Origin of the sequence: Plantactinospora sp. WMMC1484, assembly GCF_049315195.1 — a bacterium.
Taxonomy (GTDB): Bacteria; Actinomycetota; Actinomycetes; order Mycobacteriales; family Micromonosporaceae; genus Plantactinospora.
Genome location: NZ_CP186055.1, coordinates 6,970,218 through 6,995,863, shown reverse-complemented (window position 1 = coordinate 6,995,863; position 25,646 = coordinate 6,970,218). Strand labels below are relative to the sequence as shown.

At 71.5% G+C, this 25,646-nt stretch carries 27 protein-coding genes; 18 read left to right on the top strand and 9 right to left on the bottom strand.

Annotated features, from left to right (window positions below):
- Positions 1-79: 79 nt before the first annotated feature.
- The 4 genes from ffh to ACN28C_RS30055 all read left to right on the top strand — a co-directional run bounded on the left by ffh (position 80) and on the right by ACN28C_RS30055 (position 5,274).
- The gene (gene ffh, locus ACN28C_RS30070) at positions 80-1,627 is read left to right on the top strand and encodes a signal recognition particle protein (RefSeq protein ID WP_422770865.1); all 1,548 of its coding nucleotides are present in this window, start codon (positions 80-82) and stop codon (positions 1,625-1,627) included.
- 348 nt (positions 1,628-1,975) lie between these two features.
- A complete protein-coding gene (locus ACN28C_RS30065; RefSeq protein WP_422770864.1) occupies positions 1,976-3,055 on the top strand; it encodes an amidohydrolase family protein in 1,080 nt (359 codons plus the stop codon).
- A 144-nt stretch (positions 3,056-3,199) separates the two neighbouring features.
- A complete protein-coding gene (proS, locus tag ACN28C_RS30060; RefSeq protein WP_422770863.1) occupies positions 3,200-4,606 on the top strand; it encodes a proline--tRNA ligase in 1,407 nt (468 codons plus the stop codon).
- A gap of 23 nt (positions 4,607-4,629) precedes the next feature.
- Entirely contained in the window at positions 4,630-5,274 is a 645-nt protein-coding gene (locus tag ACN28C_RS30055; RefSeq protein ID WP_422774865.1) for a DUF402 domain-containing protein, read from the top strand.
- A 65-nt stretch (positions 5,275-5,339) separates the two neighbouring features.
- On the opposite strand, the gene ACN28C_RS30050 is transcribed toward ACN28C_RS30055, so the two are convergent.
- Positions 5,340-6,401: a LacI family DNA-binding transcriptional regulator gene (locus ACN28C_RS30050; RefSeq protein ID WP_422770862.1), complete on the bottom strand. Its 1,062-nt coding sequence runs from the start codon at positions 6,399-6,401 to the stop codon at positions 5,340-5,342.
- A 142-nt stretch (positions 6,402-6,543) separates the two neighbouring features.
- On the opposite strand from ACN28C_RS30050, the gene ACN28C_RS30045 reads away from it, so the two are divergent.
- From ACN28C_RS30045 to ACN28C_RS30035, 3 genes are read left to right on the top strand one after another with little or no spacing between them, the layout of a single operon-like run.
- The gene (locus ACN28C_RS30045) at positions 6,544-7,851 is read left to right on the top strand and encodes an ABC transporter substrate-binding protein (RefSeq protein WP_422770861.1); all 1,308 of its coding nucleotides are present in this window, start codon (positions 6,544-6,546) and stop codon (positions 7,849-7,851) included.
- On the top strand, positions 7,848-8,849 hold the full coding sequence (locus ACN28C_RS30040; RefSeq protein WP_422770860.1) for a carbohydrate ABC transporter permease: 1,002 nt from the start codon (positions 7,848-7,850) through the stop codon (positions 8,847-8,849). Before ACN28C_RS30045 ends, ACN28C_RS30040 begins: the two co-directional genes overlap by 4 nt.
- Positions 8,846-9,712, top strand: coding sequence for a carbohydrate ABC transporter permease (locus tag ACN28C_RS30035; RefSeq protein WP_422774864.1), 867 nt, complete (start codon positions 8,846-8,848; stop codon positions 9,710-9,712). The genes ACN28C_RS30040 and ACN28C_RS30035 overlap by 4 nt, the downstream gene beginning before the upstream one ends.
- Before the next feature lie 77 nt (positions 9,713-9,789).
- Here ACN28C_RS30035 and ACN28C_RS30030 read toward each other — a convergent pair whose 3' ends face one another.
- Positions 9,790-9,924 carry a hypothetical protein gene (locus tag ACN28C_RS30030; RefSeq protein WP_422770859.1) on the bottom strand — a complete coding sequence of 45 codons (135 nt, stop codon included), beginning with the start codon at positions 9,922-9,924 and terminating at the stop codon, positions 9,790-9,792.
- A gap of 314 nt (positions 9,925-10,238) precedes the next feature.
- On the opposite strand from ACN28C_RS30030, the gene rpsP reads away from it, so the two are divergent.
- The 10 genes from rpsP to ACN28C_RS29980 all read left to right on the top strand — a co-directional run bounded on the left by rpsP (position 10,239) and on the right by ACN28C_RS29980 (position 16,286).
- On the top strand, positions 10,239-10,685 hold the full coding sequence (rpsP, locus tag ACN28C_RS30025) for a 30S ribosomal protein S16 (protein WP_422770858.1): 447 nt from the start codon (positions 10,239-10,241) through the stop codon (positions 10,683-10,685).
- Positions 10,660-10,920: an RNA-binding protein gene (locus ACN28C_RS30020; RefSeq protein ID WP_422770857.1), complete on the top strand. Its 261-nt coding sequence runs from the start codon at positions 10,660-10,662 to the stop codon at positions 10,918-10,920. Before rpsP ends, ACN28C_RS30020 begins: the two co-directional genes overlap by 26 nt.
- Before the next feature lie 13 nt (positions 10,921-10,933).
- A complete protein-coding gene (gene rimM / locus ACN28C_RS30015; protein WP_422770856.1) occupies positions 10,934-11,503 on the top strand; it encodes a ribosome maturation factor RimM in 570 nt (189 codons plus the stop codon).
- Positions 11,504-11,569: 66 nt separating this feature from the next.
- Entirely contained in the window at positions 11,570-12,346 is a 777-nt protein-coding gene (gene trmD / locus ACN28C_RS30010) for a tRNA (guanosine(37)-N1)-methyltransferase TrmD (protein ID WP_422770855.1), read from the top strand.
- 141 nt (positions 12,347-12,487) lie between these two features.
- Positions 12,488-12,844: a 50S ribosomal protein L19 gene (gene rplS, locus ACN28C_RS30005; RefSeq protein WP_422770854.1), complete on the top strand. Its 357-nt coding sequence runs from the start codon at positions 12,488-12,490 to the stop codon at positions 12,842-12,844.
- 212 nt (positions 12,845-13,056) lie between these two features.
- Positions 13,057-13,998 (top strand): signal peptidase I, encoded by a 942-nt coding sequence (gene lepB / locus ACN28C_RS30000; RefSeq protein ID WP_422770853.1) that lies wholly within the window; start codon positions 13,057-13,059, stop codon positions 13,996-13,998.
- Entirely contained in the window at positions 13,995-14,642 is a 648-nt protein-coding gene (lepB, locus tag ACN28C_RS29995; protein ID WP_422770852.1) for a signal peptidase I, read from the top strand. Before lepB (ACN28C_RS30000) ends, lepB (ACN28C_RS29995) begins: the two co-directional genes overlap by 4 nt.
- 50 nt (positions 14,643-14,692) lie before the next feature.
- The gene (locus ACN28C_RS29990) at positions 14,693-15,151 is read left to right on the top strand and encodes an NUDIX hydrolase (RefSeq protein WP_422770851.1); all 459 of its coding nucleotides are present in this window, start codon (positions 14,693-14,695) and stop codon (positions 15,149-15,151) included.
- A gap of 2 nt (positions 15,152-15,153) precedes the next feature.
- On the top strand, positions 15,154-15,966 hold the full coding sequence (locus ACN28C_RS29985) for a ribonuclease HII (RefSeq protein ID WP_422770850.1): 813 nt from the start codon (positions 15,154-15,156) through the stop codon (positions 15,964-15,966).
- Positions 15,963-16,286, top strand: a complete 324-nt coding sequence (locus ACN28C_RS29980) for a DUF2469 domain-containing protein (RefSeq protein WP_007075222.1) — start codon at positions 15,963-15,965, stop codon at positions 16,284-16,286. Before ACN28C_RS29985 ends, ACN28C_RS29980 begins: the two co-directional genes overlap by 4 nt.
- 82 nt (positions 16,287-16,368) lie before the next feature.
- Here the strand turns inward: ACN28C_RS29980 and ACN28C_RS29975 are convergent, their stop codons facing one another.
- A complete protein-coding gene (locus ACN28C_RS29975; protein ID WP_422770849.1) occupies positions 16,369-17,487 on the bottom strand; it encodes a sulfite oxidase in 1,119 nt (372 codons plus the stop codon).
- 268 nt (positions 17,488-17,755) lie between these two features.
- On the opposite strand from ACN28C_RS29975, the gene ACN28C_RS29970 reads away from it, so the two are divergent.
- The gene (locus ACN28C_RS29970; protein ID WP_422770848.1) at positions 17,756-18,421 is read left to right on the top strand and encodes a murein hydrolase activator EnvC family protein; all 666 of its coding nucleotides are present in this window, start codon (positions 17,756-17,758) and stop codon (positions 18,419-18,421) included.
- A gap of 99 nt (positions 18,422-18,520) precedes the next feature.
- On the opposite strand, the gene ACN28C_RS29965 is transcribed toward ACN28C_RS29970, so the two are convergent.
- From ACN28C_RS29965 to ACN28C_RS29940, 6 genes are all read right to left on the bottom strand, one after another.
- Positions 18,521-19,705 (bottom strand): aminotransferase class V-fold PLP-dependent enzyme, encoded by a 1,185-nt coding sequence (locus ACN28C_RS29965; RefSeq protein ID WP_422774863.1) that lies wholly within the window; start codon positions 19,703-19,705, stop codon positions 18,521-18,523.
- Positions 19,706-19,769: 64 nt separating this feature from the next.
- Entirely contained in the window at positions 19,770-20,711 is a 942-nt protein-coding gene (locus ACN28C_RS29960; RefSeq protein WP_422770847.1) for a tyrosine recombinase XerC, read from the bottom strand.
- A gap of 180 nt (positions 20,712-20,891) precedes the next feature.
- Positions 20,892-22,082: a DNA-processing protein DprA gene (locus ACN28C_RS29955; RefSeq protein WP_422774862.1), complete on the bottom strand. Its 1,191-nt coding sequence runs from the start codon at positions 22,080-22,082 to the stop codon at positions 20,892-20,894.
- Between the two features lie 209 nt (positions 22,083-22,291).
- Positions 22,292-23,812 carry a YifB family Mg chelatase-like AAA ATPase gene (locus tag ACN28C_RS29950; RefSeq protein WP_422770846.1) on the bottom strand — a complete coding sequence of 507 codons (1,521 nt, stop codon included), beginning with the start codon at positions 23,810-23,812 and terminating at the stop codon, positions 22,292-22,294.
- A 223-nt stretch (positions 23,813-24,035) separates the two neighbouring features.
- Positions 24,036-25,151, bottom strand: coding sequence for a threonine aldolase family protein (locus ACN28C_RS29945; protein WP_422770845.1), 1,116 nt, complete (start codon positions 25,149-25,151; stop codon positions 24,036-24,038).
- A gap of 133 nt (positions 25,152-25,284) precedes the next feature.
- Positions 25,285-25,644 (bottom strand): YraN family protein, encoded by a 360-nt coding sequence (locus ACN28C_RS29940; RefSeq protein ID WP_422770844.1) that lies wholly within the window; start codon positions 25,642-25,644, stop codon positions 25,285-25,287.
- Positions 25,645-25,646 lie beyond the last annotated feature (2 nt).

Sequence of the window (25,646 nt, the reverse complement as noted above, 5' to 3'; positions counted from 1 at the left end):
GTGGCTGGGAACCCTGTGCCCGCCACACCATGCTCGGGCAACCGTGCTCGGGTAAATACGACAAACGGGATGCTGCGCCGTGTTTGACACTTTGAGTGACCGCCTCTCCGGGATCTTCGGGAAGCTGCGCGGCAAGGGTCGCCTCACCGACGCCGACATCGACGCCACCGCCCGGGAGATCCGGCTGGCGCTGTTGGAGGCGGACGTCGCCCTGCCCGTGGTCAGGTCCTTCATCGCCAACATGAAGGAGCGGGCTCGGGGTGCCGAGGTGTCGCAGGCGCTCAACCCGGCCCAGCAGGTCATCAAGATCGTTCACGAGGAACTCGTCGCCGTGCTCGGTGGCGAGGGCCGCCGGTTGCAGTTCGCCAAGCAGCCGCCGACCGTGATCATGCTCGCCGGTCTCCAGGGTTCGGGTAAGACCACCCTCGCCGGCAAGCTGGCCGGCTGGCTGAAGGGGCAGGGGCACCAGCCGATGCTGGTCGCCGCCGACCTCCAGCGGCCCAACGCGGTCAACCAGTTGCAGGTGCTCGGCGGCCGGGCCGGGGTCGAGGTCTTCGCGCCGGAGCCGGGCAACGGCGTCGGCGACCCGGTCCAGGTCGCCAAGGCGTCGATCGAGCACGCCCGACGGGCCGCCCGGGACATCGTCATCGTCGACACCGCCGGCCGGCTCGGTATCGATGCCGAGATGATGGCCCAGGCCGCCGCCATCCGGGACGCGGTCGACCCGGACGAGGTCATCTTCGTCATCGACGCGATGGTCGGTCAGGACGCGGTACGCACCGCCGAGGCGTTCCGGGACGGCGTCGGGATCACCGGCGTGGTCCTCTCCAAGCTCGACGGTGACGCCCGGGGTGGCGCCGCGCTCTCCGTCCGGCAGGTCACCGGCCAGCCGATCCTCTTCGCCTCCACCGGCGAGAAGCTGAGCGACTTCGACGTCTTCCACCCGGACCGGATGGCCAGCCGGATCCTGGGGATGGGCGACGTGCTGACCCTGATCGAGCAGGCCGAGCATGCCTTCGACGCCGATCAGAAAGAGAAGATGACCGCCAAGCTGATGGGCGGCGAGCAGTTCACCCTGGAGGACTTCCTCGACCAGCTCATCGCGGTCCGCCGGATGGGCCCGATCGCCAACGTGCTGGCGATGATGCCCGGCATGGGGCAGATGAAGGACCAGTTGGCCGAGGTCGACGACAAGCACTTCGACAGGGTCACCGCGATCATCCGGTCGATGACCCCCGGCGAGCGGACCAACCCGAAGATCATCAACGGCTCCCGGCGGGCCCGGATCGCGAACGGCTCCGGGGTCACCGTGATGGACGTCAACCAGTTGCTCAACCGCTTCGCCGACGCGCAGAAGATGATGAAGCAGATGGGCGGCATGATGGGCCTGCCCGGCAGCCGGCGCAAGGCGACGAAGTCCCCGAAGAACAAGCGGAAGGGGACCAAGGGCGGCGGACGGCCCCGGGTCGGCGGTCCGGCCGGCGGCTTCCCGGGCGGCATGCCGCAGCTGCCGCCGGGGCTGGACCCGAGCGCGCTGCAGGGTGGCCAGGGCCTGCCGCCGGGCTTCACGCCACCGAAGCTGGACTTCAACAAGTTCACCAAACGCCGGGACGACAAGGACCGCTGACGGACGGACGGGATGCCTGTCGGCAGAGACAGCGGGGGAACGTCTAGAACACCGAGCGCCCCTGGAAGTGACCCTCGACCTGCCGGCCCTGAGCAGTCGCAGGGCCGGCCTGCGGGGGCGCGCCGAGTCGTGAGTCCGTCGGGCGCGGCGAGTCGTGAGTCCGTCGGGCGCGGCGAGTCGTGAGTCCGTCGGGCGCGGCGGCGTCGGGCGTGTCCGGGTGACGTCGGGCGCGTCGATACCCCGGTGTGGTGCGGTGTGGTGCGGCGCGGTGCGGCGTGCAGCGTGATCTCCGGCCGGACCCGGCGGGGTGCGGCGGGTGCCCGGGGGCCGATCGGGTAGGAATGGCGCATGGCGCTGCACGTACGAGGGGTCGTGCTTCCCGACGACGAGGTCCGCGACCTGTGGCTGGTCGGGGACCGGGTCACCTTCACCCCGGTCCCCGGGGCGGTCACGGTGGCCGATCGCGGCTTCGTGTTGCCGGGACTGGTCGACGCGCACTGCCATCCGGGCATCGCGCCCGGAGCGGTGCCGATCGGCTCCCTCGACCAGGCCCGTGAGTTGGCCCGGATCGACCGGGACGCCGGGGTGCTCGCGATCCGGGACGCGGGATCGCCGTTCCCGTACCCCGAGTTGGAGGACGAGCCGGACCTGCCGCGACTGGCCCGCGCCGGGCGGCACATCGCGCCGCCGAAGCGGTACCTGCGGGGCATCGCGGTGGAGGTCGAGGCCGCCGAGGTGGCGGCGACCGTGACCGAGCAGGCCCGGGCCGGCAACGGCTGGGTCAAGCTGGTCGGCGACTGGATCGATCGGAGCGTCGGCGACCTGGCGCCGTCCTGGGATCCGGCGACGATGGCGGCGGCGGTCCGGGCCGCGCACGCCGCCGGAGTCAGGGCGGCCGTGCACACCTTCTCCGAGGCGGCGGTCGAGGTAATGGTTCGGGCCGGGGTCGACTCGGTGGAGCACGGCACGGGCGTGCGTCTCGCCCTGGTCGACGAAATGGCCCGGCGCGGTACGGCCCTGGTGCCAACAATGATCAACGTCGCCACCTTCGGCGGGATCGCCGAGCAGGCCGCCGGGAAGTTCCCCGGGTACGCCAAGCACATGCTCGCGCTCCGCGACGGCTTCCCGGCGGTGGTCCGCGCCGCGTACGAGGCGGGGGTGCCGATCTACGTCGGCACCGACGCGGGCGGCGGGATCGACCACGGGCTGGCGGCCGAGGAGATGCTGCTGCTGCACGAGCAGGCCGGGATCTCCCCGGTCGACGTCCTCGCCGCCGCCTCCTGGCGGGCCCGGGACTGGCTCGGCTTTCCCGGCCTGGTCGAGGGCGGCCTCGCCGACCTGGTCGTCTACCCCGAGGATCCCCGCACCGACCTGCGGGTGGTACGGGCACCCGAGCGCATCGTGCTGCGCGGTCGCGTGCTCCGCTGACTCTGTGCCCTCGGCCCTGACTCTGTGCCCTCGGCCCTGACTCTGTGCCCTCGGCGCCGGGACGGGCGCGTCAACCACGAGGGTGGCGCGTCGGCCGCGGGCCGGGCGCGTCGGTTCCGGGGCCGGCGCCTAAGATGTGCCCTCATGGCACGCGTGCTCACTCCCCGGGCGGAGGACTTCCCCCGCTGGTACCAGGACCTGATCGCCAAGGCGCAGCTCGCCGACAACGGCCCGGTCCGGGGGACAATGGTCATTCGACCGGCCGGCTACGCCATCTGGGAGCGCATGCAGGCCGAGATGGACGCCCGGATCAAGCTCGCCGGTGCCGAGAACGCGTACTTCCCGCTCTTCATCCCGGAGAGCTATCTGCGCCGCGAGGCGCAGCACGTCGAGGGCTTCTCGCCGGAACTGGCGGTGGTCACCCACGGTGGCGGCAAGCAGCTCGCCGAGCCGGTCGTGGTCCGGCCGACCAGCGAGACGGTGATCGGCGAGTTCATGGCGAAGTGGGTCGACTCCTACCGCGACCTGCCACTGCTGCTCAACCAGTGGGCGAACGTGGTCCGCTGGGAGCTGCGGCCCCGGGTGTTCCTGCGGACCAGCGAGTTCCTGTGGCAGGAGGGGCACACCGCGCACGCCGACGAGGCGGACGCGCGGGCGTACGCCCGGAAGATCTTGCACGAGGTCTACGAGGACTTCATGGTCGGGGTGCTCGGCATCCCGGTGCTGGTCGGGCTGAAGACCGCCCGGGAGCGTTTCGCCGGCGCGACCCGCACCTACACCCTCGAAGGCATGATGGGCGACGGCAAGGCGCTGCAGATGGGCACCTCGCACGAGCTGGGCCAGAACTTCGCCCGCGCCTTCGACATCACCTACACCTCGGCCGAACGCGCCGTCGAGCACGCCTGGACCACCTCCTGGGGCAGCTCCACCCGGATGCTCGGCGGTCTGATCATGTGCCACGGCGACGACAACGGGCTGCGCGTGCCGCCACGGCTGGCGCCGGTGCAGGCGTACGTGATGGTGGTCAAGGCCGGCGACGGCGTCGCCGAGGCCGCCGCCAAGCTCTGCGACGCGCTGCGCGACGCCGGGGTGCGGGTCGCCCTCGACGACCGGGTGGAGACACCGTTCGGCCGCCGAGCCGTCGACGCCGAGCTCAAGGGCTATCCGGTACGCATCGAGCTCGGTCCCCGCGACCTCGCCGCCGGCAACGCGGTGCTGGTGCGCCGGACCACCGGTGCCAAGACTCCGGTCCCGGTGCCGGACGTGGTGGCGGCGGTGCTCGCCGCGCTCGACGCCGACCAGAAGGCGCTCTACGACGAGGCGCTGGCCCGCCGGGAGTCGCAGACCGTTCCGGTGGATTCGCTCGCCGAGGCGATCGAGGCGGCCGCCACCGGTTGGGCCCGGGTCCCGTGGTCGGCCGTCGGCGCCGAGGGGGAGGCGGAGGCGAACGCCCAGGGAGTGACCGTCCGCTGCCTGCGCCGGGCCGATGGTTCGGTGCCGGACTCGGAGGACGAGCCCGAGCTCAGCGCAATCATGGCGCGCTCCTACTGACCGGCCTCCCTGGTATGACCGGGATGCGCTTCTCGCCGGGCCGGCTCGTCGTGCACCGCAACGTCCGGCACGGCCGGATCGGCTGGGCCCGTCCGGCCAGGGTGGTCAGTGACGACGACCGTGGCCTGCTGCTCTGGGTCGCCCAGGGCAGCCAGGTGGCCAGCGAGGTCACCGAGGACGGCCGCGGCATGCGTACGATGCCCTTCACCGAGTGGGTGACCTTCGGCTACCGACTGCACGTGTCGCCCTGGAGCGGTCCACCGGTGCTGAAGTTCCTGCCGGCCGGTGCCGACCACTCGGTCTGGTTCTTCCGGGACGAGGCGGGCCGGTTCGCCAACTGGTACGTCAACCTGGAGGAGCACGGGATCCGCTGGGACGACGGCGAGCTGGCCGGTGTTGACGTGGTGGACCAGGATCTCGACGTGGTGATCCGGCCGGACCACACCTGGGCGTGGAAGGACGAGGAGGAGTTCGCCGAGCGGCTCGCCCTGCCCGAGCACTACTGGGTCCCGGACGGGGCGGTGGTACGTGCCGAGGGCGAGCGGGTGATCAAGATGGCCGAGGCGGGGCAGTTCCCCTTCGACGGCACCTGGTGCGACTTCGTCCCCGACCCGACCTGGACCCCGCTGGCGTTGCCGGCGGGCTGGGACCGGCCCCCCGTACGCTGACCGGCGCGCCACGTGTGGCTCCGGCAGCCGCGGATCAGCTGGCCCCTGGCGTGGACCGCTGCGGATCAGCCGGCCGCGGGTGCGGCGGGCGCGGGCAGCGGCAGGCTCGGCTGCCGGGCGGCAGGGGCGTGGGGCCGGCAGGACGCCCGGATGACCAGCTCGGTGGGTAGCCGGATGTGCGTGTCGCGCTCGACGCCGCCGATCAGGTCGATGAGCAGGCGCAGCGCCTCGGCGCCCATGCGTTGCAACGGTTGCATGATGGTCGTCAGCGGCGGGTTGACCAGCGCCGACTCCGGGACGTTGTCGAAGCCGATCACGGAGAGGTCGTCGGGCACGCCGATGCCCATGCTCCGGGCGACGTCCAGTGTGGAGATCGCCGAGAGGTCGTTGCCGGCGAAGACCGCCGTCGGCCGGTCGGGGAGGGCCAGCAGTTCGGCGGCGGTGCCGGCGGCGCTCGCCGTCCGGAACCCGCCGACGCGGACCAGCCGCTCGTCGACCGGGACTCCGGCGTCCGCCATCGCTCTGCGGAAGCCCGCCTCGCGCAGGCGCGCGGACTCGAGGTCGGGGCGCCCGCTGATGTGCCCGATGCGGCGGTGGCCGAGCGAGAGCAGGTAGTTGGTGGCGAGCACGGCACCGGCGAAGTTGTCGGAGTCGACCGTGGGCAGGCCGGACGGGCCGGTGTGCGGGTCGACGGCGACGACGTGGAAGCCCTGCTTGGTCTCGACCACGGTCGGGGTGACGATCACGGCACCGTCGATGAGCGTTCCCGAGAGGCGTGCCAGTGAGCGCCGCTCCCAGCCGATGGCCGCGCCGCCGCCGTCGCCGCTGGAGTAGGCCAGCAACTGGTAGCCGGTGCCGGCGACCTCCCGGGAAGCGCCCTTGAGTAGTTCGGTCGAGAAGGGCTCGAACTCGGCGACCAGGATGCCCAGCACGTTGGTGCGGTGGCTGCGCAGGCTCTGCGCTCCGAGGCTGGCCTCGTACCCCAGTTGGTGGATAACCTGCTGGACACGTTCCACCGTCGCCTGCGCCACGCCATACCGTCCATTGACCACCTTAGATACGGTTGCCACCGAGACGCCGGCCGTACGGGCCACGTCCGACATCTTCACACGCTGCGGGAACACCACGCCGACGATGATAGAGGGCGTTTCGGGCCCCGCCATAGGGGTGTCGAAAACGTTATCGACAACGGTTGACACCGCGTTACGGGGCTGTAAAACTCGCCGTTCAGGTTGAAGTACCGCGACTGACTAGTCGAGGAGACATTCGATGCCGATCAAGCGCCGCACGGGCGCCGTCTTCGCGCTGCTGACCACCGGCGCACTCCTGGCCGCGGGGTGTGGTGGCGGCGAGAGCGAAGAACCCGCCGAGAATGAGCTGTACAAGAACCCGGTGACCCTGACCTGGTGGCACAACGCCTCGCAGGACGGGCCCGGCAAGACCTACTGGGCGAAGGTCGCCCAGGACTTCTCCGCCCTTCACCCGACCGTCACGATCGAGATCGAGGCGATCGAGACCAATCAGCTCCAGCGCACCCGGCTCCCTGCCGCCCTGCTCAGCAGCGACCCGCCGGACCTCTTCCAGGCCTGGGGCGGTGGCGAGATCCGCGAGCAGGCCGAGGCCGACTACCTCAAGGACATCACCGACGAGGTCAAGGCGGAGGTCGAGAACATCGGCAGCGCCGCCGAGATCTGGGCGGTGGACGGCAAGCAGTACGGCCTGCCGTACCGGATGGGCATCGAGGGCATCTGGTACAACAAGGACATGTTCGATCGTGCGGGCATCGACGCGGTTCCCACCACGTTCGACGAGCTTAACGACGCGGTGGCGAAGCTCAAGGCCATCAATGTCATCCCGATCGCCCTCGGCGCCGGTGACAAGTGGCCCGCGGCGCACTGGTGGTACAACTTCGCGCTCCGCGCCTGCTCGGTCGACACCCTGAAGAAGGCATCCAACGAGGCCGTCTTCGACGACCCGTGCTTCGTGAAGGCCGGCGAGGACCTGCAGAAGTTCATTGCCACCGAGCCGTTCCAGCCCAACTTCATCGCCACGCCGGGCCAGAACGACCCGACCAGCGCCAACGGCCTGCTCGCCAACGGCAAGGCCGCGATGGAGCTGATGGGCGACTGGAACAAGGGCACCCTGGAGACCGTCGCCGAGGACAAGGCTGCTCTCGCCAAGTTCCTGGGCTGGTTCCCTGTGCCAGCCATCAGCGGCTCGGCGGGCGACCCCAAGGCGGCCCTCGGCGGTGGCGACGGCTTCGCCTGCGCCAAGAACGCGCCGGCCGAGTGCGTCGAGTTCCTCAAGTACATCGTCAGCCCCGAGGTGCAGAAGGGCTACGCCGAGACCGGCACCGGCCTCCCCGTCGCCAAGGGCGCGGAGGACGGCGTCGCGGACCCGGCGCTGAAGTCCATCCTGGAGGCCACGTCCAGCGCGACCTACGTCCAGCTCTGGCTGGACACCGCCTTCGGTAGCACCGTCGGCAACGCGATGAACGACGCGATCGTCGCCATCTTCGCGGGCAACGGCACCCCGCAGCAGGTCGTCGACGCCATGAAGGCGGCCGCACGCAAGTGACCGCCACCAACTCAACCCTGTATCCCGCCGGCGGCGCCTCCGCGCCGCCGGCGGGCCGCCGGCCCGACCAGCGGCGACCGACGGGCGCGGCCCAGACCCGGCGGAAGTGGTACGAGATCATCGGGCTCACCACGCCGGCGATCATCGTCTACGTGATGTTCGTGCTGGTACCGATGGGCTTCGCCGTCTACTACAGCCTCTTCCGCTGGCGTGGCGTCGGCGCGCCCACCGATTTCGTCGGCTTCGACAACTACGTCCTCGCCTTCGAGGATCCGATCTTCGTCGACGCGCTGCGCAACAACGCCTTCATCGTGGTCGGGTCACTGCTGATCCAGGGCCCCATCGCGCTGGGCATCGCCCTGCTGCTCAACCGTCGCTTCCGCGGCCGCGGCGTCTTCCGGATGCTGGTGTTCGTGCCGTACGTGCTCGCCGAGGTCACGGTCGGCATCATGTGGAAGCTGATCCTGACCGACGGCGGTACGGTCGACGCGCTGCTGCGGTCGATCGGACTGGGCAGCCTGGTGCAGGCGTGGCTCGCCGATCTCGACATCGTGATCTGGACCCTGCTGGCGATCCTCACCTGGAAGTACGTCGGTTTCGCCATCATCCTCCTGCTCGCCGGCCTGTCCAACGTGCCGCACGAGCTCACCGAGGCTGCCGCGATCGACGGAGCGAACTGGTGGCAGGTCCAGCGCCACATCACGCTTCCGCTGCTCGGCCCGACCATCCGGATCTGGATGTTCCTCTCGATGATCGGTTCGCTGCAGGTCTTCGACGTCATCTGGGTGACCTCGGTGCCGGCGGTGCGGTCCCTCGGCGCGTCGGCCACCATGGCGACATACATGGTCGACAACGGCTTCTTCGCCCGGCTGTGGGGCTACGGCAACGCGGTGGCCGTGATCCTCTTCGCCATCTCGTTCGTCGCGGCGCTGCTGTTCCAGCGTTTCCTCCTGCGTCGTGACATCCAGGGCGCCATCACCAGCAGAAGGGTGAACTGACCGTGGCCGGGAACGCCGTCCTGCCTCCGCCGTCCTCGCGCCGCCCGGTGTCCTGGGGCAGTCCGCTCACCTACGCGCTGGCGCTCGCGGTCGCGGCCGTGTCGATCGCCCCGGTGGTCTACGTGATCGTCGGCGGTTTCCGCACCACGCCGCAGATCGTCGCGGACCCGGCCGGTTTTCCGGACCCGTGGGTCTTCGACAACTACGCCAGGGTGCTGACGCAGAGCGACTTCTGGGGGCAGGCGTTCAACAGCGCCGTGATCGCTCTGGGTACGACGCTCGGCGTCGTGGTGCTCGGAGTCTGCGCGGCCTACGTGCTCGCCAGATACACCTTCCGGGGACGCGAGGCGCTCTACACCTTCTTCACGCTCGGCCTGCTCTTCCCGGCCGGTGCGGCGATCCTGCCGCTCTACCTCATGCTGCGTGACCTGAACCTGATCAATTCGTACTACGCGGTGATCCTTCCGCAGGTCGCCTTCGCGTTGCCGCTCACGATCGTGATCCTGCGCCCCTTCCTGACCGCCATCCCCCGGGAGTTGGAGGACGCCGCCGCGATCGACGGTACGGGTCGGCTCGGCTTCCTCTGGCTGATCGTGCTGCCGCTGTCCCGGCCCGCGCTGGTCACCGTCGGGATTCTCGCCTTCGTGACCAGCTGGAACGCATTCCTCCTGCCGCTGTTGGTCCTCGGCGACGTCAGCCTGCACACCCTGCCGCTCGGTGTGCAGAACTTCTCCAGCCAGTACACCTCCGACACCGCCGGAATCCTCGCCTTCACGTCGCTGGCGATGCTGCCGGCACTGCTCTTCTTCACGTTCGCCGAGAAGCAGATCGTGGGCGGCCTCCAGGGCGCGGTCAAGGGCTGAGCGGTAGCGGGCACAGCAGCGACAACGGGGAGCGGCAGAGCAACACCAGCGATGTGCGCGGTGGCGGCCGGTCCGGCTCAGATCAGGCCCGGACCGCCGCCGCCCCGCACCGCCGTCCCGGCCATCACCGCCGTCCCGCCCCGCACCGCCGTCCCGGCCATCACCGCCGTCCCGGCCACCACCGCCCCGGACCATCGTCGCGCCGATGGCACCTAGCCGATGGCACCTACCGAAAAAACGGGCGTTCGTTCATGATCATTGCTCGGGGCCGGCCATGACCGTGCAGGATGAGCCCGCATCGTGCAGGATGGGCCGTATGGGCGAGTTCGCTGGCCGGTGTGAGGTCTCCGCGCCGGGTCTGGCACAATGGTTCGCTGGTATCCGGCGCGCGTCCGGCGCCCTCTAACCCGGGCGCGTCGCCAGTCCATCGAGCAGTCCCCGGCCCAACCCCACTGTGCCGGTCGGCTCTCACCCGCGCACCGTCCGTGTCCCGGGCGGTGGAAATCGCAACAGGAGCGAACAGACTGTGGCCGTAAAGATCCGGCTCCTGCGGATGGGAAAGATCCGCAACCCGCAATACCGCATCGTCGTCGCCGACTCGCGTACGAAGCGCGATGGTCGGGCGATCGAGTTCGTCGGGATCTACCAGCCGAAGGAGGACCCTTCGGTGATCCAGGTCAAGTCTGACCGGGTGCAGTACTGGCTCTCCGTCGGCGCCCAGCCGAGCGAGGCCGTCCAGCGCCTGCTGGAGAAGACCGGCGACTGGCAGAAGTTCAAGGGCCTGCCGGCCCCGCCGCCGCTGCTGGTGGCTCCCGAGCGGGCCGACCGCACGGCGGCCTACGAGGCCGAGGCGAAGGCGGCGGCAGGGCTGACCGAGTCGGCCAAGCCGGCGAAGAAGGCGGCCAAGGCGGCGCCCGCCGAGGCGCCCAAGACCGAGGAGCAGGCCGGTGCGGACTCCGGCGAGCAGGCCTGACGTGGCGCTCCGGCCAGCGCTCGAGCATCTGGTCAAGGGCATCGTCGACCATCCGGACGACGTACGGGTCCGGATGGTCGACTCCCGGCGCGGCAAGCGACTGGAGGTGCGGGTGCACCCCGAGGACCTGGGCACGGTGATCGGCCGCTCCGGCCGTACGGCAAAGGCGCTGCGCCAGGTGATCGGGTCGATAGGTGGCCGTGGGGTACGCGTCGACATCGTCGACGCGTACTGACCCGCCCGCCTTCATGCTCCTGATCGTCGGCCGGGTCGGGCGCCCGCACGGCATCCGCGGCGAGGTGACCGTGGACGTGCGGACCGACGATCCCGAGGCTCGATTCGCCGCCGGGGCGGTGTTGCGCACCGGTCCGGCGGCGTCCGGCACCGGTCCGGCGAGCGCGCCGTCGGTGCCCGGATACGGCGAGCTGTTCCAGGTGCCCGAGCAGGTCACAATCGAGACCGTCCGCTGGCACCAGGGCCGGTTGCTCGTCGGCTTCGAGGGTGTCCACGACCGGAACCTGGCCGAGGCGCTCCGGGGCACCCTGCTCTGGGCGGAGAGCACCGAGCTGCCACCGCCGGCCGACCCGGACGAGTTCAACGACCACCAGTTGATCGGGCTCGCCGCGGTCACTCCGGCAGGTGATCCGCTCGGCGAGGTGACCCGGATCGACCATGCGCCCGCCTCCGACCTGCTGGTGCTCCGCCGCCCGGAGGGACGGACCGCCCTGATCCCGTTCGTCAAGGCGATCGTGCCGGAGGTCGACCTGGCCGCTGGCCGGGTGGTCGTGGACCCTCCCCCCGGCCTGCTGGACCTGTGACCCGGCACGGTGGTTGGGAAGGGCCCCTTCCTCTACAAGAAACGATAAGAAGGGGCCCTTCCTTACATGCGGGTCGACGTGGTGTCGATTTTTCCGGAGTACCTGGCGCCGTTGGGGTTGTCGCTGATCGGGCGGGCGCAGGCGGCCGGGGTGCTGGAGGTCGGGGTGCACGACCTGCGGACCTGGACCCACGACGTGCACCGTACGGTCGACGACACCCCGTACGGTGGCGGACCGGGGATGGTGATGCGGCCCGAGCCGTGGGGGGAGGCGCTGGACGCCCTGGTGCCGGCCGGCGCCGAGGCCGGCGCCAGGTTGGTGGTGCCGACGCCGGCGGGGAGCCGGTTCAGTCAGGCGCTGGCGCACGAGTTGGCCGGCGAGTCCCACCTGCTCTTCGCCTGCGGGCGGTACGAGGGGATCGACCAGCGGGTGCTGGAGCACGCCGCCACCCGGATGCCGGTGACCGAGGTTTCGCTCGGCGACTACGTGCTCTTCGGCGGCGAGGTCGCGGTCCTCGTGATCATGGAGGCGGTGACCCGACTGCTGCCCGGGGTGCTGGGTAACGCCGATTCGCTCGCCGAGGAGTCCCACGCACACGGGCTGCTGGAGGCGCCGGTCTACACCAAGCCGCCGAGCTGGCGGGGACACGACGTACCGGAGATCCTCCGCTCCGGTGACCACGGCCGGATCGCCCGGTGGCGGCGGGACCAGGCACTGGTCCGGACGGCCCGGCGCCGGCCGGACATGCTGGCGGCGCTGCCGGCGGAGCGGTGGGACAAATGGGATATAGCCGCCCTGGCCGGGGTCGGATTTCAGCCTCGGGCCGACGATATGGCAAAGTAGGGGGGTTGCCGCAGCCGCCCGTGCCGCGGGCGGCGGCGAGGATCTCCGCCGGGGTTGCGATCCTGGAATTCCGCGTGGAGTTCAGAATCACCCATCCGCGCGCCGATGCCCGGTGCGCCGTGAGCCTTCAAGGATGCAGCGATGAACACCCTGGACGCCCTCGACGCCCAGTCGCAGCGGACCGACATCCCGGATTTCCGGGCCGGTGACACCGTCAAGGTGCACGCCCGGGTCGTCGAGGGGAACCGGTCCCGGGTCCAGGTCTTCGAGGGCGTCGTCATCCGGCGTCACGGCGCGGGCCTGCGGGAGACCTTCTCCGTCCGCAAGATCAGTTTCGGGGTAGGTGTGGAGCGGACGTACCCGGTCAACAGCCCGGCGATCGACCGGATCGAGGTGATCGTCCGTGGCGACGTCCGTCGGGCAAAGCTCTACTACCTCCGCGAGCTGCGCGGAAAGAAGGCCAAGATCAAGGAGAAGCGCGAAAAGCGGGTCGGCTGACCTCCGGACTGGCCGCGCTGGCGCCGATCGCGGGGTGCCGACCTTCGCCGGGCCGACTACGCTGGCCGCACGGGCGGAGGCGAGGCGCGGCGACCCCGGCAGCTGCCGGGGTCGCTCGTTACCCGCGCCTTTCCGCTCGCGGTGCCCGTCGTCCAGGCTCTGGATGACGGTGCTCTGGATGCCGGCGTCGTCTCTCGGGACCGGGGAGTTGCATGGTGCGTAGGGTGGACGACGAGGACGACGTCGAGTCATGGCGTCCCCGGCGCCGGCGATCCCGCCGCACGCGCAAGCAGATGCCACTGTGGCAGGAGCTTCCGCTCCTTCTTGTCGTGGCGTTCTGCCTCGCGGTCCTGATCCGCACCTTCCTGCTCCAGGCGTTCTTCATCCCCTCGGGGTCCATGGAGGACACGCTGCTGATCGGTGACCGGGTTCTGGTCAACAAGATCGTGTACGACGTGCGCGATCCGGTACGCGGCGAGATCGTGGTGTTCCGGGGGACCGCGGCCTGGGCACCGGAGGTCCGCGACGAGCCCGATCCGGGGTTCGTCGCCAAACTGGGGCGTACCGTCGGCGACCTGGTCGGGGTGAGCCGCCCGGGCGAGAAGGACTTCATCAAGCGGGTGGTCGGGCTGCCCGGCGACCGGGTGCAGTGCTGCGACGACCAGGGCCGGGTGACCGTCAACGGTGCCCCGATCGACGAGCCTTACGTGCTCGAGGACTCTCCGCTGGACGTACCTCCCAACCGGCAGGAGTGCCGGTCGCGCCGCTTCGACGAGGTCGTGGTGCCGCCGGGGCAGATCTTCGTGATGGGCGACCACCGGCTGGTGTCGCAGGACGCGCGGTGTCAGGGACCGGTGCCGATCGAGAACGTCATCGGCCGGGCCTTCGTGATCGTCTGGCCGTTCGGCCACTGGAGTTCGCTGCCGGTGCCGGAGACCTTCGACGAGTTGCCGAGACCGGCGGCGGCCCCCGCCCCCGACGAACCCGTCACCGATGACGAACCTGTCAGCGCCGACGAACCCGTCACCGACAATACGCAGAACAGTGCAAACACGGGAGAAATAGCAATTGCTATGCCAATCTTGGCTTCTCTGCTCGTTACCGCGCGTTCCCGACGTTCTTCCGGGACCCGGCATCGTAGGCTCCACCCGTGATTGACGAGCAGACCGACAAATCCAAGCCCAGGAGTTCGTTCTGGCGGGAACTGCCGATCCTGGTGGGCGTGGCCGTCCTGGTCGCGGTGCTGGTGCGGGCCTTCGTCCTGCAGACCTTCTACATCCCGTCACCGTCGATGGAACACACCCTCGACATCTACGACCGGGTGCTCGTCAACAAGCTGGTCTACGACTTCCGCTCACCGCACCGTGGCGAGATCATCGTGTTCAAGGCCCCGACGCAGTGGACCGGCAACCCCGAAGGTGAGGACTTCATCAAGCGGGTCATCGGCGTCGGCGGGGACCGGGTGGTCTGCTGCGACGAGCAGGACCGCCTGACGATCAACGGGCAGTCGCTGGACGAGCCGTACATCTTCACCGAGAACGGGGTCCGGGATCCGGCGGCCGACGAGGAGTTCGACATCACGGTGCCGCCCGGCCGGCTCTGGGTGATGGGCGACCATCGCTCCGCCTCCGGTGACTCGCTGGAGCACTGGCAGCAGAGCCGCAAGGACATCGAGGTCGCGACGATACCGGAGGAGTCGGTGGTCGGACGGGCCTTCACCGTCTTCTGGCCGGTGGGACGGGCCACCTGGCTCTCCGTGCCCGACACCTACGGCGTCATCCCCGAGCCGCAGGGCTGACCGGCCCGCCGGTGGGCGGGATACCCGGCCGGCGCGGCTAGGCTGACCGGGTGACCGTGTTCACCCCTCGCCAGGCCGCCCGGATCCTCCTGGTGGACGCCGAGGAGCGACTGCTGCTGTTCCGTGGTTGGGACCCGGCCCGTCCCGAACGCCGCTACTGGTTCACCCCCGGCGGCGGCTTGGACCCGGGCGAGACGCCGGTGGCCGGTGCCGTCCGTGAGTTGGCCGAGGAGACCGGGCTGAGTCTGGCCCCGGCCGAGTTGGGCGAGCCGATCTGGCGCGAGGTGACCGAGTTCAGCTTCGCCGGCCGGTGGTACCGCCAAGAACAGCAATTCTTCCTCGCCCGGGTCACGCGGTGGGTGGTGGACACGGCCGGGTTCGACGCGATCGAGCGGGAGACGATCGACGCCCACCGCTGGTGGTCGCTGGACGAGCTGGCCCGGACGACGGAAGGCTTCTATCCGACCGACCTGCCCGAGCTGCTGCGCCGGGCGCTGGGGAGCGAGTAGCGGTGCTGACCCCACCTCGTACGGTGATCCGCCGCGAGGGCGGCATCTACGCCATGGAACGCGCCCTGCGGCGGCGCGGCTTCGCGCAGGTCGCCGGCGCCGACGAGGCGGGCCGGGGGGCCTGTGCCGGGCCGCTGGTGGCCGCAGCCGCAGTGCTGTCCGACGGCCGGCGCGGCGAGATCGAGGGGCTGGCCGACTCCAAGCTGCTCACCCCGGCCACCCGGGAACGGATCTATGCCGAGGTGGTCGAGCGGGCCCTGGCGTACGCCGTGGTGGTCGTCCCGGCCGTGGAGGTGGACGCCCGAGGACTGCACGTCTGCAACCTGGCGGCGATGCGGCGGGCGCTGGCCTCCCTCGCCGTCGCACCGGACTACGTGCTGACCGACGGGTTCGGGGTCGACGGGCTGGGTGTGCCGGGGCTGGCCGTCTGGAAGGGTGACCAGGTCGCCGCCTGTGTGGCCGCGGCGAGCGTGCTGGCCAAGGTCACCCGAGACCGGATCATGGTGGAGCTGGACGGCCGTCACCCCGGGTACGGCTTCGCCGAGCACAAGGGATACATCACCGCCGAACACAGCGCCGCGCTGGAACGGCACGGGCCGTGTCCGGAACATCGCTTCTCGTACGTCAACGTGGCGGCCGTCTCCGGCCGGGTCGGCCGCCCGCCGCGCTCCCGGAGGCCGGTGCACCTCGGCGGGATCGAGTCGATGGCGCGGGAGGGCCGGGCAGGGAGTACCGTCGGCGTGGCGTTGGGCGAGCGGCTTCGGCCGTCGGCGTCAGTGGGGGAAGATGTGGCCATGGAAGGCGGAGTGGGATGAGCGCGGAAGATCTCGAGAAGTACGAGACCGAGATGGAGCTGCAGCTCTATCGGGAGTACCGCGACATCGTTCGTCAGTTCTCCTATGTCGTGGAGACCGAGCGGCGGTTCTACCTGGCGAACCAGGTCGACCTGCACGTCCGCAACTCCGACGGTGAGGTCTACTTCGAGGTGGAAATGCACGACGCCTGGGTATGGGATATGTATAGGCCGGCCCGCTTCGTGAAGAATGTCCGAGTAATGACGTTCAAGGATGTCAACGTCGAAGAACTCGAAAAGCCGGACATCTCCCTTCCCGCTGATTCTGGATTCGGCGGCTGATCCTCGTCGGGGCTGCGCCGGTCATCGCCGGTGCCGCGCCGGCTGACCACCCGGCGCCGACCGGCCGCAGGCAGTCGCCGGGCTAGGCGTCCCCGGTGACCACGACCTCCACCCGCTGGACGAGATTGTTGGCGAACCCGCCCCGGTTCCACGGCTGCTCGACCGGCTGTGTACGGCCGGAGGCGTCGGTGGCACGTGCACCGAGCACGTACCGGCCGGGGGTGGCCGGCCACTCGTACCGCCAGCGGCGCCACGCCCAGCGCGCGTCGGCATCGCTCCCGGCCGGATCGAGGGTGGCGGCTTCCCAGGTGACGCCCCCGTCCGTGGTCGCCTCGACGGCGGTGACCGGAGCGTGCCCGGACCACGCCCGCCCCTCGACCACACGCGGCCCGGCCCGGACCACCCGGGTCCGGGACATGAAATCCGGGAAGCCCGGCGGCTGGACCAGCGCCCGAGGCTCGATCCGGGTCACCGGGACACCGGGATCGTCGGCGGAGCTGCGCAGCCGGTAGGCCACCGCGTTCTGGTAACCGTCGAACTCCCGGTCCAGCACCGTGATCCGGGTCAGCCACTTGACGTGCGCCATCCCGTACCAGCCGGGCACCACCAGTCGCAGCGGGGCGCCGTGCTGGGGCAGCAGGGGTGCGCCGTTCATCTCGTACGCCAGCAGCACCTCCTCGCGCAGCGCCTCGGCGACCGGCAGCCCGCGCCGGTAGTCCTGTTCGACACCGCGCTCCACCCCGTGGTCGGCGCCGGTGAAGACCACGTCGACGGCGTCCGGCGCCAGCCCGGCCTCGCGCAGCAGTGGAGCCAGCGGCGTGCCGGTCCACTCGGCGGTGCCGACCGCCTCGGAGAGCCAGGGCTGGCTGATCGGTCGGGGTGTCAGCAGGGCCCGACCGTTGCCGGCGCACTCCAGGGTGACTCGCCGGGTGACGCGCGGACGGGCCCGCAGCGCGGCGAGATCGAGGGTCAGCTGGTGGTCGACCCGGCCGTCGACGGTCAGCAGATGCTTCCCGGGGTCGAGGTCCGGAATGTCGTAGTGAATGAGCAGATAGTGCAGGCCCACCGGGGTGACGTCGTAGCGGAGTGCCTCCAGCGGCAGCGCGTGGTTGCGCGCCGCGAGGCCCAGTTCCTCGATGCTGATGCCCTCGTCGGGATCGGCCAGCCGGGCCGGCAGGCTCACTCCGTCCACTGTGGTCATCGCCGCTCCTCCTCCGGCCGACGACGGGTCGTTCCGCCCCCGGCCTGCCCAGCCTAGGCGAGGTGGGGCGGGGCTCGACGTGCCGGCTCGACCGCCTCGCCCTGCGCAGGCTTCTTCCCCACTCCGGACGCGGCCACGGTCTCGCTGTCCGGGCCCGCCATAGCAGATCATCGGGACTCGCGGCCGTTTTCCACAGCAGGGTGAGTTGTGCACAGGTTCGGGCCGGGCGGTTGTCCGACCCGGCCGGTCGGCGGGAGGCTGCCGGACCATGAGCAGGAAATGGCCTGGCCGGGGACCGGCGACGGCGCTGCCGGCGGTGCTGCTTCCGGTGGTGGTGCTCCTGACGCTGCTACCACCGGCGACGGATCCCGGGACGGTCCGGAGGTGGCGGTCGCTCAGCTCCGAGACGGCCCGGAGCTGGACGGCGATCGGAAATGCCGCCCCGGCGCGGTCGGCGCTACCGTCGCCGGTGGGCGGTTACCGCTGGCCGCTCGACGGGGTCCCCCGGGTCGTCCGCCGGTTCGATCCTCCGCCGCAGCCGTGGGCGGCGGGGCACCGCGGCGTCGATCTTGCCGCGCCGGCCGGTGCGACCGTCCGGGCCGCCGGGCCGGGAGTCGTCTTCTTCGCCGGAATGGTGGCAGGGCGGCCGGTCGTCAGCGTCTCCCACGGCAACGGACTACGCACCACCTACGAGCCGGTGCGCTCCAGGATGGCAGCTGGCGAGGCGGTCCGGGCGGGGGATCCGCTCGGCGTGCTGCTGTCCGGCCATCCCGGCTGCGCCGCCAGCGGGTCGGCCTGTCTGCACTGGGGCCTGCGCTGCGGTGACGACTATCTGGATCCGCTGCTGTTGCTGGGGCTCGGCCGGGTCCGCCTGCTGCCGGTCACATCCGGCCGCCCGGTCGGCGCCACCCCGAGACGCCGACGGCCTGGCTGACGACGGGACCGTCCGCCGGGCGGTCGGGAAGCCGGCCGGCCAGGAGCGGGGATCGGTGAAGCCGGCCGGTCCGGAGCGGGGATCGGTGAAGACAGCCGGTCAGGAGAGGGTGGCCAGCAGGGCCGGCAGGCCATCGGCGAGCCGCCCGTACTCCTCCGGCCGGTTGTAGACCTGGCCTGAGAGCCGCAGCCAGCCCTGGTCGCGCCAGGCGTTGACGTTGACCTCGGTGCCGAGCTCGTCGCTGATCCGGTGCCGCAGCGCCACCGCATCGGCAACGGTGGTCGCGACGCCGGCCGGCAACGGCAGAACCCGCATCGAGACCGTCGGCCCGCCGGGGTCGACCAGATCGGCCGGCGCGATGCCGAGCGCCCGGCCGACGACCCACTGCCCGTACGCGGCCAGGCCCGCGTTGTAGGCGCGGACCGTGTCGAGCCCGAGCGTCCGCAGTGTGTACACGCCCACGGGTGCGGCCAGCCAGGCCGTGTAGTCGAGCGTCGCCTGCCATTCGACCCGGGTCGGGAAGCCGTCCTCGTCATACCAGGAGACGGCGAGCGGCTCGATGCGCCGCCGCCAGCGGGGCGCCACCACCAGCGCGGCGGTGCCGCGCGGGGCGAATCCCCACTTGTGCAGGTTGCCGACCCAGAAGTCGGCGCCGATGCCCTCCACCGGGGTCGGCAGCATGCCGGGTGCGTGCGCGCCGTCGACCAGGATCGGCACGCCCCGTTCCCGGGCGACGGCGGCGATCGCGGCGGCCGGAAAGAGCCGGGCCGTCGGGGAGGTGAGCTGGTCGACGACGAGCAGCTTGGTCCGTCCCGGCCGGATCCCGGTCCGGACGATCTCAACGATTTCCTCGTCGGTGGCGGTCAGCGGCACCGACAGGGTGCGCCGGACCGCCCCGGTCAGGCGTGCCTCCCGATCGATCGAGAGGGCGAACGAGCCGTACCCGTGGTCGGTGCAGAGCACCTCGTCACCCGGCTCCAGCCCCAGCGACCGGAGCACGATGGCCGCCCCCACGGTGACGTTGCCGATCAGCGCGGTCCCGTCCGGGTCGGCGCCGAGGAACCCGGCCAGGTGCCGCCGGGCGTGCGTGATCCGGTCGATCAGGCCACGGTTGAAGAACCGCACCGGGTTGGCCTCGGTCTCGTCGCGCAGCCGCTGTTGCGCCCGCTGCACTCCAATCGGCACCGCGCCGTACGAGCCGTGGTTGAGATGGGCGACGGCGGGATCCAGCGAGAAGAGGAGCCGGGCGCCGGGGATCGGTACGGGCGGCGGCGGCCCGGCGATGCTCACCCGGTGATCATAGCCCGGAGCCGGTCGGGCGCCGGCCGGTAAGCCGACATTCCGGTCGTCAGGCCCGCGGGTGCGCCTGCCGGTACGCCGCCCGCAGCCGCTCCATCGAGACGTGGGTGTAGATCTGGGTGCTCGACAGCGTCGCGTGCCCGAGCAGCTCCTGCACGGTGCGCAGGTCGGCGCCACCCTCCAGCAGGTGGGTCGCGGCGGAGTGCCGCAGCCCGTGCGGGCTGGTGTGGGGCAGTCCGGTGACGCGGGCGTAGGTGCCGACGATTCGTCGTACCACAGTGGGCTGGAGCCGCCCGCCGCGTACCCCGAGCAGCAGCGCGGCGCCGCTGGTCGGGCCCGCCAGGCGGGGCCGGCCGGTCCGGAGCCAGTCGTCGAGTGCCCGCTGTGCCGGCAGCCCGTAGGGGACCGTGCGCTCCTTGGCGCCCTTGCCCATCACCCGGACCACCCGCCGGGCAGGGTCGACGTCGCCGAGGTCCAGACCGCAGAGTTCGCTGACCCGAATCGCGGTGGCATAGAGGAGTTCGAGCACCACCCGGTCCCGCGACGAATCTGCGGAGCCGGGCTCGCCGACGGCGTCGAGGAGTCCGCCGGCCTGGTCGGCCCGGAGCACGGTCGGCAGCTCGCGGTGTGCCCGAGGGCTCGCCAACTGGGCGCCGGCATCGGTCGCCGACAGTCCGCTCCGGTGTGCCCATGCGGTGAATGTGCGGGCGGAGGCGGCGCGGCGGGCCAGCGAGGCGCGGGCGGCCCCGAGGGTACGCAGTTTGGCCAGCCAACTGCGCAGCACGGTGATGTCGAGGTCACCCGGCCCGGTGCAGCCCATCCGGGTGGCATGGTCGAGCAGTGAGACCACGTCCGCGACGTACGCCCGGACGGTGTGCGCCGACCGGTTCTCGACTGACGCGAGGTGCTGGGCGAAGTCGTCGACGCCGTCCCGGAAGGGCGGCGCCAGGGCCTCGTGCCGGACGCGGGTGCTGCGGCTGGGTGTGCTCATCACCCGTGACGGTGGACCCGGATGTCCGCTACGTCAAGCCGGCTCGCACCGGACCCGTCCCGTCCGGTCCGTTCGCTCCCTCCGGATGTCGACGAACGTGGCGTCCGTCCCGCCCGCTCGGGTCGCTTTGCGGCTATGCCGTCGCCGGCCGGCGACCGATCGCTCCACCGACCGTCAGATTCACTGTGCCGACGGTGCCGCCGCCGGTCGGGTGGCCAGCGGAGTGAGGGCGTACCCGCCGTCGCGGCGCACCAGCAGGCCCACCTGCTCCAGCAGGGAGAGTTTCCGCAGCGTGGTACGCAGGTCGAGGCCGGCCCGCGCGGCGAGGACGTCGGGCCCGAACGCGCCACGCCGGGGCACCGACTCCAGGAGCAGCGCGGACTCGTCGTCGAGCGAGTCCTGCGGCCGCTGCGGACCACGGGGCGGCGGGGCCAGGTCGGTACCGAGCCGGCCCACCTCCTCCAGGACGTGTGGCACGCCGGTGACCAACCGCGCCTCGGGATATTCGCGGAGTATTTCGTGCGCGCCGACCGACATGGCGGAGGTGACCGGCCCGGGTACCACCATCGCGGGCCGCCTCATCGCGATCGCCCGGCGCAGGGTCTGGGTGGCGCCGCTGCGGGCCGCCGCCTCGACCAGCAGGGTGCCGGCGGTGGCTGCGGCGATGACCCGATTGCGGATCAGGAAGCGTGGCCGCAGTGGCTCCGCTCCCGGAGGCCATTCGCTGACCAGCAGCCCGACGTCGCAGATCCGGTCGAAGAGGGCGGCGTTGCCCATCGGGTAGGGGCGGTCGACGCCGCAGGCGAGAATGGCCACGGTCAGGCCGCCGGCGTTCAGGGCTCCCCGGTGCGCCGCCGCGTCGATGCCGAACGCGCCGCCGGAGACGATGCTCCAGTCCCGCTCGGCCAGGCCGAAGGCGATCCCGGTGGCGACGTGCAGCCCGTACGAGGTCGCGGCGCGGGAACCGACCACCGCCACCGAGCGCTGCAACGCCTCCCCGAGCGAGCAGGCGCCGCGTACCCAGAAGCAGAGCGGCGGTGCCGTCTCCTGGTCGACCCGGCGGTCCGCGCCGCCCATGGCCAGCCCTTTCAAGCTCCCCATCCGCGCCGGCCACTCCGCGTCGGCCGGGGTCACGAGGCGGGCACCGAGCCGTTCGGTCTGCTGAGCGGCGGAGTGCGCGACCTGCCACGGGTCGCCGGCGGCGAGCCGGGACTCCACCGTCGCCCGCAGCCGACGGTCGGGCACCTTTCCGGCGAGCAACCGTTGCAGGCCCCCCACCGCCCCGAACCGTTCCACCAGCCCGAAGACTGCTCGGGTGCCGGGCTCGAAGAGCCAGGTGAGGGCGATCCGGGCCAGCCGGTCGTCGTCCATTTCCACCGGTGCATCCCGCCCGGACAGCGGATCGTCGGGCAGCGGATCGTCGGGCAGCGGATCGTCGGGCAGCGGATCGTCGGGCAGCGGATCGTCGGGCAGCGGACCGAGGACGGCGGCCGGGGTCGGTCCGGGGCCGTCTGCCGGGATCGGGCCGGCCCCAAGGTTCGGGTCGGGGGTGAGGACGGGACCACTATCCGCTGGTCTGCTCATGTGGCGCTCCCGGTGCGCAGTTGGGTGGCCTCCTCGACGTCACCCGCGTCCGGGCGCGACCGGCCGTCGAGGTCGGCGATGCTCCACGCGACCCGGATCACCCGGTCGAAGCCACGGGCGGAAAGCACGCCGCTGTCCAGCAGGCGGCGCAGGGCGTACGTCTCCCGTGCCGGCAACCGCCACCGGGGAAGGCGCAGCTGCGGGCCGGGCACCTCGGCGTTGATCCGCCATCCGTCGGTGGCCCAGCGGGCAGCGGCGGCGGCTCGGGCCTTGCCGACCCGTTCGGCGACCACGGCGGAGGATTCGACGGTCTGCCCCGCGGCCATGAGCTCGGCCGCTCGCAGCGGCTGCACCGTCACCTGCACGTCCAGCCGGTCCAGCAGCGGGCCGGAGAGTCGACCGAGGTAGCGGCGGCGGGCCAGCGGTGGGCACTCGCACGAGATGTCACCGGAGGGCTTTGCGCAGGGACAGGGGTTGGCTGCCACCACCAACTGCACCCTGGCCGGATATTCCGTCCCGCCCTGCGCCCTGGTCAACACGATCCGGCCGCTCTCCAGCGGTTGGCGGAGTGCCTCGAGCGCGCCCCTGGCGTACTCGGGAGCCTCGTCGAGGAAGAGAACCCCGCGGTGGGCCAGCGATACCGCTCCTGGTCGGGCCAGTCCCGAGCCGCCGCCGACCAGCGAGGCGATCGTCGCGGTGTGGTGTGGGGCCTGGAAGGGTGGCCGGCGCAGGAGCTGGCCGTCCGGAGGCAGCAGACCCGCGATCGAGTGCAGCGCGGTCACCTCCAGTGCGGCCTCGTCGTCCAGCTCCGGCAGGATCGAGGGCAGCCGCTCCGCGAGCATGGTCTTGCCGGCACCGGGCGGGCCGAGCAGGGCCAGGTGGTGCCCGCCGGCGGCGGTCACCTCCAGTGCCCGCCGCCCGAGCCCCTGTCCGGCGACGTCGGCGAGATCGGGCCCGGGCCGGGGCGTTACGGCCGGCGGAGAGGGCGGGTCGAGCAGCGGGGCACCGTCGCGGACGAAGGCCACCAGCCGGTGCAGGGCATCGACGGCCCGGACCTGTACGCCCGGCACGACCGACGCCTCGGCCGCGTTGCCGAGGGGCACGACCACGCGGTCTATCCCGGCCCGGGCCGCCGCCGCGACCATCGGGAGTACGCCCCGGACGGGCCGGACGGTCCCGTCGAGTCCGAGTTCGCCGAGGATGGCGACCCGGTCCAGTGGGGCGAGCGGCATCTCGCCCGCACCACCCAGCAGGGCGGCCGCGATGGCCAGGTCGAACGCCGACCCGTGCTTCGGCAGGGTCGCGGGGAGCAGGTTCACGGTGATGCGTCGGTTGGGCCAGCGCTGTCCGGAGTTGACGATCGCGGCACGTACCCGGTCCCGGGCCTCGTTGAGCGCGGTGTCGGGCAGTCCGGAGAGGAGAACGGTGGGCAGGCCGGCGGCCACGTCGGCTTCGACCTCGACCACATGGCCGGTCACCCCGACCAGTCCGACGCAGAGCACTTTGGCGTAACTCATCGGCACGCCCCCGGGGAGGTGTCTGGCGCTATCGGCATGGTGCCGACGGTGCCCGACCAGCGTGGGCTGGACATGCCCGGCGGGGCGGCCTGTGGACAACCACGGTCCCTGTGGATGTCCGGACGATCATGCTGTGGCTGTGCTATGCGTGGTCGGCCCGGCCGTGGCGGAGTATGGCGTGGCGGAGTATGGCGTGGCGGCACACTCCGCGCGGGCCTCCCGCTCAGGCCGGGGAGGGCCCCGTCGCGGCCCGGTCGAGCAGTTCGCACAGCAGGGCGACCACCTCCTGGGGAGCGAAGTCCATGGCCTGCTCGCCAACGGTGACCTCGAAGCTGCACCGCCTCGGATCCGGCGCCGAGAGCACTCTGCCGAACAGCTGGACGCCCCGCTCCGCGATCATCGCCTCGCCGGCCCGCTCGACGGCCCGTTTCGGCGCCGGCAGATGGACGTGGAAGATCGGCGTCTGGGGCGGATCCGGCCAGGCCAGCGCCGTGCCGTCGGTGTTGATCGCGGTGGCGAGCGCGATTGCGTGCTCCCGGAACGCCGGCATCCGGGGCAGCAGGTTGTCCAGGCCGGCGAGGCCCGCCAACGCGAGCGGCCAGGCATCGTGGATCGCCCCGCCCAGGCGGCTGCGCCACACCGCCGCCTCGCCGAGGGTCGCGGCGTCGGCGGCGAGAACGGCGCCACGGATGCCCAGGAGGGCCTTGTAGAGCGAGACGTAGACGGTGTCGAAGAGTGCGGCGATCTCGTCGAAGGGCCGCCGGTAGTAGGTCTGTGCCTCCCACAGCCGGGCGCCGTCCAGATGCGCCGCCGCGCCCCGGGACCGTACCGTCGCGACCTGGCTGCACAGCTCGTCCCATTCCGGGAGCTGCCCGCCGATGTCCCGCTGTGGCAACTCCCAGACGACCGCGGCCAGCGGCTCGCCGATCGCTGCCAGATCCGCGCCGGTCATCAGCTGGTGGCGGTCACCGACCGGGTGGAACCGCAGCCCGTGGACGACGTGGTAACCCCGCCGTTCCCAGACGTCCAGGTGGCTCTGCGGGTGTGCGGCGAACGCGTTCCGGCCACGGCGTTCGGCATGGATCCGCAGCGCCACCTGCTGTGCCATCGTGCCTGTCGGAAAGAACAGTGCCGACCCCGTGCCGAGCAGGTCGGCGATCCGTCGCTCCAGTCGGGCGACCGGTCCGTCCGGTCCGCTCGGCGGGGTGTCGTCGTCGACCACCTCGAGGAGCTGCCGCAGAACCGTGTGGGGCGACCGGTGGATCGGCGAGTGCAGGAAGAGGGATCGCCGGATCGACCCCACCGGGCGGTCATGCGGGCCAGGTGCGACGGCGGGCATGCCGACGAGTCTGACCCTACTGCCACGGCATGGCAATAATGATCGTCTCGGGCTGGTGGTGGCGGGCGTCGGGTGACGGCACGGCAGTCTGTGCCTGGTGTCGCCGACGTCGAGAGGGTGCAGACCGACCTGGTCAGAAGGCCGCGCGTAGGTGTTCGATCCGGGCAGGGCCGTTGCGCGCCGGATACACCTCGATGACGTCGAACCGGATCTGCTCCGGATGAACGCCGCTGGTTCGCAGCCACTCGAGGGCCAGCCGCCGCAGCCGCCGGACCTTCCGACCCTCCACGGCATCGGCCGGCGTGCCGAACGTGCCGCTCCGTCTGGTCTTGACCTCGCAGAAGGCGAGGACCTCGCCCTCCCAGGCGATGATGTCGATCTCACCGTGGCTGCACCGCCAGTTGCGGACCACCACCCGCAGGCCAGCCTCGACCAGGTGGCGCACGGCACATCTCTCTCCGTACGCCCCGACCGCCTGTCTCGCTGCTGTCATGG